Source organism: uncultured Algibacter sp., assembly GCF_947490405.1.
Lineage (GTDB): Bacteria > Bacteroidota > Bacteroidia > Flavobacteriales > Flavobacteriaceae > Algibacter_B.
Window position 1 is genome coordinate 1 of the sequence record NZ_CANLGU010000011.1, and the last position, 7,124, is coordinate 7,124.

General features: G+C 31.6%; 4 protein-coding genes and 1 pseudogene. All 5 read right to left on the reverse strand.

The features are described from left to right. Positions 1 to 2,007, reverse strand: a pseudogene (locus Q0772_RS16125) (hypothetical protein); the annotation flags it as partial. A gap of 33 nt (positions 2,008 to 2,040) precedes the next feature. Next, on the reverse strand, positions 2,041 to 2,550 hold the full coding sequence (locus tag Q0772_RS16130) for a hypothetical protein (protein WP_298346976.1): 510 nt from the start codon (positions 2,548 to 2,550) through the stop codon (positions 2,041 to 2,043). 365 nt (positions 2,551 to 2,915) lie between these two features. After that, positions 2,916 to 4,826, reverse strand: coding sequence for an OmpA family protein (locus tag Q0772_RS16135; RefSeq protein ID WP_298346978.1), 1,911 nt, complete (start codon positions 4,824 to 4,826; stop codon positions 2,916 to 2,918). Positions 4,827 to 4,837: 11 nt separating this feature from the next. After that, complete coding sequence (locus Q0772_RS16140) at positions 4,838 to 5,773, reverse strand: type IX secretion system membrane protein PorP/SprF (RefSeq protein ID WP_298346980.1); 936 nt, start codon at positions 5,771 to 5,773, stop codon at positions 4,838 to 4,840. Between the two features lie 13 nt (positions 5,774 to 5,786). Next, on the reverse strand, positions 5,787 to 7,124 hold a 1,338-nt coding region (locus tag Q0772_RS16145), incomplete at its 5' end, for a gliding motility-associated C-terminal domain-containing protein (RefSeq protein WP_298346982.1).

Below are 7,124 nucleotides of genomic sequence, written 5' to 3' on the forward strand. Positions count from 1 at the left end.
TTCTAACTCAGCAACAGAAGTTACAGGAGCAGTAGCGTCAGCAGCAGTACAACCTTCCACAGTAGAATTAGCAATAGTTCCAGTAGCAGTAGGTACTGTAGTATCATTAACAGTAATGGTTTGAACAAAGTCACTTATTGTCACTCCACAAGCATCAGTAAAGTTCCAAATATTAGTATAAGTACCAGAATTTGGACAACTAGAGTCTGCAATAAATACTCCAGACGTTTTTATAGGTGTAAGAGTACATTTATTAGCTACAGGTTCAAGATTTTGTGCGTTTGCTAAACTTGTACTATCATTGCACTCAACTGTTCTATCGAGTGAACCTACAGCTGTTTGCCAAGATATAGTAGGCTGGATAACGTTAATTATAGTTTCTTCACTATTTCCAACGCCACAAACATCTAATGAAGATGAACTATTGGTAGTTTGTTGCTCTGGGTTAATAACTCCGTTATAAGTAGCTGTAAATTCTAACCCAAATGATAAATCACATGTATTTTCTAAAAAATAACACTCATCTCGTATAATAAGATTAAAATCTACATCTTCAATAGCTGCATCACCGGCTTCTACGAAACTATCATCCACAGTAAATTCAAGATATCCTGTACCAGAATTATAAGTGTAAGCTACTCCTGCTGGTAAACCTACGATTGGTTCTTCTAAAGTAAGTTGAGAAGGAAGTGTTGAAAATATTGTAACATTTACTGCATCATCATTACCTTTATTCTCTACGTCAAAACTTCCAGTAATCGTTGATCCTGGTGCTTGTGGGGTGCTACTTGCTGAAGTTAATACCTCAATAGGACCAAGGTTAGGTTCAAACACATCAACTGATAGACCTAATAAGAATACACCATAAGTTTCTAAGTTAGCTGCTAGCCTTAAAGTTGCTGACGTTTGTCCGTTTCCTATAATCGAATTTCCAGTATTATCCAGTTGAAATAGGGCTGCATCAAAACCAGATGTATTTTCGCTAGCTGGTGCTCTATTCAAAAAGTTGTTATTGTCTATTGTAATTCTACTATTAAAGAAATTGTTGCTTGGTCTTAAGGTTGTTGTTAAAGGGACAAAAGTATTTAATGTATTTTCTATTTCTAATTGGTCACCTATTAAGTTTCTGTCTCCTTCAAGCGCTCCCATCAAAATTTTTACACTTACATCTTGTGGAGCAGGTACAGTTTGGAAACCATCAATTAAAATATTATAATTATTATCAGTATCAGTAACGTGGGCGTAACCATCATAAATACTAACATTTTTTCTAGGGAGTAAAGGGCTTTCGTAAACAAAAACAATTTGCCAACCACCAGACACACCAGTATTTCCATCTGTTGCTCCATGCTCTCTTAAATTTCCTATTTTGCCTTCAACATTGGCAACTTGATATTGACCAAATGCTGAGTCTTCATTTCCATTAGCTACTAAATCAGTTATTTGAGTAGTTATATCTTTAACACAAATATATGGGTCGTTACTAAAATGATCATCGGCAACACCATCTCCATTATCATCTCTACCTCTGTAAAGCACTTCATCAGCATCATAATCAGTATAGTCAGTCTCTCCAGGAAGCATAAGTTTTATATCGTCAAAATCCCAATTTATCTGGTTTTCAGAGTTTATATCAGAGCTATCTGGTTCAAAGTCGGATGCTGCCCAATAAAGAAATACTCTCTTAATAGTTAAACAGCTAGTTCCAGGAGAAGGGTTTGTAAATTCTGCTCTACTAGAGTTAAATGTATTAGCTCCAATCCCTGTATTTCCGTCGATATCTACATAGACAAGATCGAAATCTTGATTATTTGCGCCACCATTATAATTTCCTGTAGCAGACGTTGAGACCATGTTATTGGCTATCATAGTAAAATCTCCATTTACAGCTTCATTAAAGCGAGGATCAAAATCATTCTTTAATTGCGCATGAGTAAATGCTGTTATTAAAAAACATACAATCAGAATAAACTGATTGTACCTTTTATATTTAGTAGACGTTTTCATAAGCCTTTAATTAACTAATTAATATTTTAAAACTTAATGACCTTTATGGATAGGGTTAGGTATAAAAGTTTTTATTGTAACCGATTTTGAAATATTAGATTTCGTATTTTTTGATTTAAGATTTGATAACTTTATAACAGAAATTATTGAACAATTCCAAGAATCTAATTTTGCATTGTTTTTCTTCTGTATTTTAAGATTCATTTTGATGGATTCATTTGGCTCTAATGAAACAATATTATCAATCGAGGCCTTATTTGAATTTTCAAAAGAAATTTGAGAGTTAATATTTGATTCAGCTTTATTTTTACCTTTTGAGCAGTTATCATCAATTAATGACACCTTGTATTCGGATTTGAGTTTTGAATTATTTTTTAACTCTAAAACATGGATATGTTCATTTTCAAAGTTTGGCTTGTCACTAGGCTTAATAACATTTATTTCAAAATCTTTTTTTAGCGTCTTTTTTTGAGCATTAACTTTTAGTGATAAGCTGCAAAGAATAATAAAAATGTTGAGCCTAATTATTAATTTATTTTTCATGACTTGTATCTAAATATTTGTTTAATACAGTCTAGTCGTCAATAATGGTTACGACTAGTAACTTATTTTAACGATTAATAAATATTATTAATAAATTTTTGAGGGGAAAAAAAAATGAGGGGAGAGCACTTAAATTTAATAGTGCCTGCTTATTTATAGAAATTAGATTCGGGGTCATAATTTTAAATTTTTGTAGGTTTTGCAAAAAAACATATATGTTATTAAACATTCAAATTTACATGCTAAATCACTAATAAATTCGATTAAAAGCTAAAGTATGTATTTTATCGTTATAATTTGCTTTTTATCGAATATTTATTTATTCATATTTTGTAAAGTATTGTTATTTAGTGTGTTACGAATATTTATTTTTTTACAATATAGAAATACGATCTTCTATTTAATTGATGTTCCTCTTTGGTACATTTTACACCATTACTACATTTGTTTAATAACTGACTTTCACCATAACCAATAGCGCTTTGTATTCTGTTTTGAGAAATACCTCTTGATAGAATATAATCTCTAGTCGATTTTGCTCTTTTATCTGATAACTTCATGTTAAACCTGTCTCTTCCTCTACTATCTGTATGTGCTTCAATTTTTATAACCATATTAGGGTTAGCTCTTAAAACATCTACAATATTTTCTAATTCATACTGTGCATCTGTTCTAATATTCCATTTGCCATAATCAAAGAATATTGGTTTTATAACTATTTGATCCCCTTTTATTAAAGATTCCAAAAATAAATCTCTTTCGGTAATTTTTTGGTTTTCGTCATTTGTTTTTATTTCTATTCTGTCATCAGAGTATGTCTTAATACTACCTACAATAGTATAAGTTGTATTACAACTAACTTTAAATTCATATTTACCATTTTCATCAGATAATATTTCTTTAATTATTTTCCCTGTTTCATCAATTAATTTTACAGTAGTTTTACTTAGAATACTATCGGTGTTTTTATCTTTAGTAACCCCTTTAATTGTTTGAGAACAATTGGTAGGGTAAGCTGAATAAATATCATCGTTACCTTTACCTCCTGGTCTGTTAGATGATAGGTAACTCCTATTGTTTTCTTTTGAGGAGTCAATAAAAAATGCAAAATCATCATATCCACTATTATAGGGCGCTCCTAAGTTTTTAGGTTCAGATAAACTATCTTTAATAATATTAGATTTAAAGATATCTAAAAGACCAAGGTTTAGACGGCCATCTGAAGAAAAATAAAGTGTACTGTCTTTACTAACAAAAGGAAACATTTCTCGACCTTGAGTATTTATTTTAGAACCCAAATTTTTTGGTTTACTGAATTTATTGTTTTCTAAAATATCAACTTCATAAATATCTGTTTTTCCAAAACCTCCTTCTCTGTCAGATACAAAAAAGAGTTTTTTATTATCAGGACTTAATGCAGGGTGTCCGGTAGAGTAGACGTCGTCGTTGATAGAAAGTTCTTTAATGTCTTCCCAACTATCTTCTACTAAAGTTGCTTTATATATTTTTAAGTGTGTTGTTCCTTTTTTATCAAAGTTTAGTTTGTTTTTTCTAGTAACATTATCTCTAGTGAAATATAATGTTTTGCCATCATTGGTAATAGCAACAGACGCTTCATGATAATCTGAATTTACTTTAGAAGCTTTAATAAAATTTACTTCTCCAAAAACTAAACTATCTTTATTTTCTTTAATGTTAGTCTGAAATAAATCTAAGTAAGGTTCTTTATTCCAAGCATATTTTTTCGTTTCGTCTTGGTTTCTTGCAGATGCAAAATAAAATTGATCATTATTTATGAAAGTACCAAAATCAGAAAATTGAGAATTAATTTGTAAGTTCTCAATAACTATATAGGAGTCTTTGTTTAGTGAATTAAGTTCTTCATATTTAGCTAAGCTATTTGAGCTATGATCTTTAAAATGATTTTCATCATTCTGAATTTCGATGAGTTTTTTTATCCATTTTTCGGCTTCAGAATAATTAGCAATACTTTTCAGTGATTGTATAAGTCGAAATAAATGATCTGATTCTAAATCATATTTGTCAGCAGCCTTACTATACCAATAAACTGCTTTTTCAGAGTTTGAGTTGTTATAATAGCAATCTCCTAAGCGTGTTAAAACGTGCTTGCTGCTATCTCCATTTTCAACTGCTTTTTCATATAACTCACTAGCTTTTATATAGCCATAGTTATCAAAAAATTTATCGGCGAGTTTTTTTTGAGCAAAAAGTGTACTAGAGAAAGCTATTAATAGTATTAAAAAATTTGTTTTCATGCTTGTTTAATTTAGAAATACCTTGGAGATTTAATACGTTTACTTTTGAAAAGTTCATACATAAATAATACTTCATGAGTACCACTTGTATATGGTCTTATGTCTGATATAGGATATTCATAGGCATAACCAATCCTAATTTGTTTAGATACTTGAAAGTCAGCAATTCCTCCTATAGCAGCTGCAGATTCATTAAACCTATATGATGCGCCTAACCAAAATACTTCATTAAACAAGAAATTCGCTGTTAAATCAAAAGATAGAGGTGCTCCATTGGTTCCTTTAAGTAACATGGCAGGTTTAAATTTTGTTGTTTCACTCAAATCAAAAACATAACCACCAGTGAAATAATAACTAACACGCTCAAGAGCTACATAATCAAGTGTGCCCTGTTTTCCTTTATTATAGTCTGTATTCAATATTCTAGGAGCGGACAAACCTAAGTACCATCTATTCGTATGCAAATATGCACCTAAACCAATATTTGGGCTAAATCTGTTTGAAACTTCATTAAAGAACTGATCATTAACTACTGTCGGATCGTTAAGAAGAGATTGATCTATGTTATATTGAGTAAAACCACCTTTCAAACCAAAAGCCAATTTTGCTTTTTCTCCTATGGGTAATGTATATGAAAAATCACCATAAAAATATGTAAAGTTCTCGTAACCTAATTCATCATTAATAAATGAAAAACCAATACCAACCCTGTCATTCCTTAAAGGGCTGTGTATAGAGACCGTTTGTGTTGTTGGACCACCATCTAAACCAAGCCACTGACTTCTATGTAGGCCAACAATACTCAATGTTTCTCTACTACCAGCATAAGCAGGATTTATGGATATGGTATTATACATGTATTGCGTAAACTGAGGTAGTTGTTGTGCAACTGTAATCCCGCAATTGGCTAGTATAAAAATAAGTATGTTTAATTTTAATGACTTCATAGTTTGCTTAGATTTATTTAGTACCCACATAAAAAGCTTTCGCAAAAGGTTCTAATCCACTATTTCTTAAATTAATAATATAAAAATATGTTCCGTTTGGTACTTTTTCTGCACGTCCTACAGAGGAGTTATGCGCAAATCCATTCCAATCATTTTCATAATTAGAGTTGTCATAAATTTTTGCCCCCCAACGGTTGAATATTTGTAACTCTACAATAAAACCACAAGCATCAATTCCATTTATTTCAAAAAATTCATTGTATGGATCTCCATTTGGAGTAACCACTTTTGAAATAATAACGTTATTCCTGTCTCTACAAGGTAATGTTATACACTCTTCATGAATTTCTAGACTTACTTCAGTAGTATTTAAACATCCATTCTCATTGATAGCATAACTGAATCTATAGACCCCTAAAGCAACATTTTCTGGGTCAAATATATTTTCATCTAATATTACATTTCCATCAACAACGGTCCATTTACCTCCTGATTGATTGTTTTGTAAATAGTTGTCTAAATCTATTACTCTATCATCAAAACAAGCTCTGTCGCTTACCGTATTAACAAATTCATTTAAAGTAATCGAAATAGTTTGTGTGTAAATTTCTTCGTTATTACATTCATCAGAAACCGTCCATGTTCTTGTTATTTCGTAATCGGTTGGATTATTTATATCGAATGAACTCGTTTCATTGAATATCATATTAATATCTGTAGAACAATTATCAACAAATTGAATGTTTGGCACATTAGGTATGTTGTCACAATTTGCAGATATTGAAAACTCAATATTTGTTGAAGGTTCAGGAGCCTTTGTGTCTTGAACTGTAATGGTTTGAATATGTGTTGTAATAATTCCATTACTATCTGTAGCCACCCATTTGCGTTCTAATGAGTAGTTTGAAGTACAGGAACCATCTGTTCTTGTCTCGGTGAAAACGACATCAACATTTCCACAAGGATCTGTGGCAGTTAGTGTTTCAGCCTCAGGAACACTATCACATTCATAAGTTCCATCTGCAGGCAAATCTTCAACGAATACTGGAGGTTTATCATCTATAATAGTAACAACTTGCGTACAGGTCGCTGTATTGTCTGAACCATCGGTAACCGTCCAAGTCACTGTAGTCTCTCCTAATGGGAAAGAAGCTGGTGCATCGTTAGTAACTATGGTTGTGGTACAATTATCATCTACGGTTGGAGTTCCTAAGTTGACATCTGCTAAGTCTACGGTACATCCGGTAGCAGTAACATTGAACGACACAGGAGCCGCACAACTTACAAAAGTAGGGTCTATAGTATCATTTACGGTTACGATTTGTGTACAGGTTGCTGTATTGTCTGAACC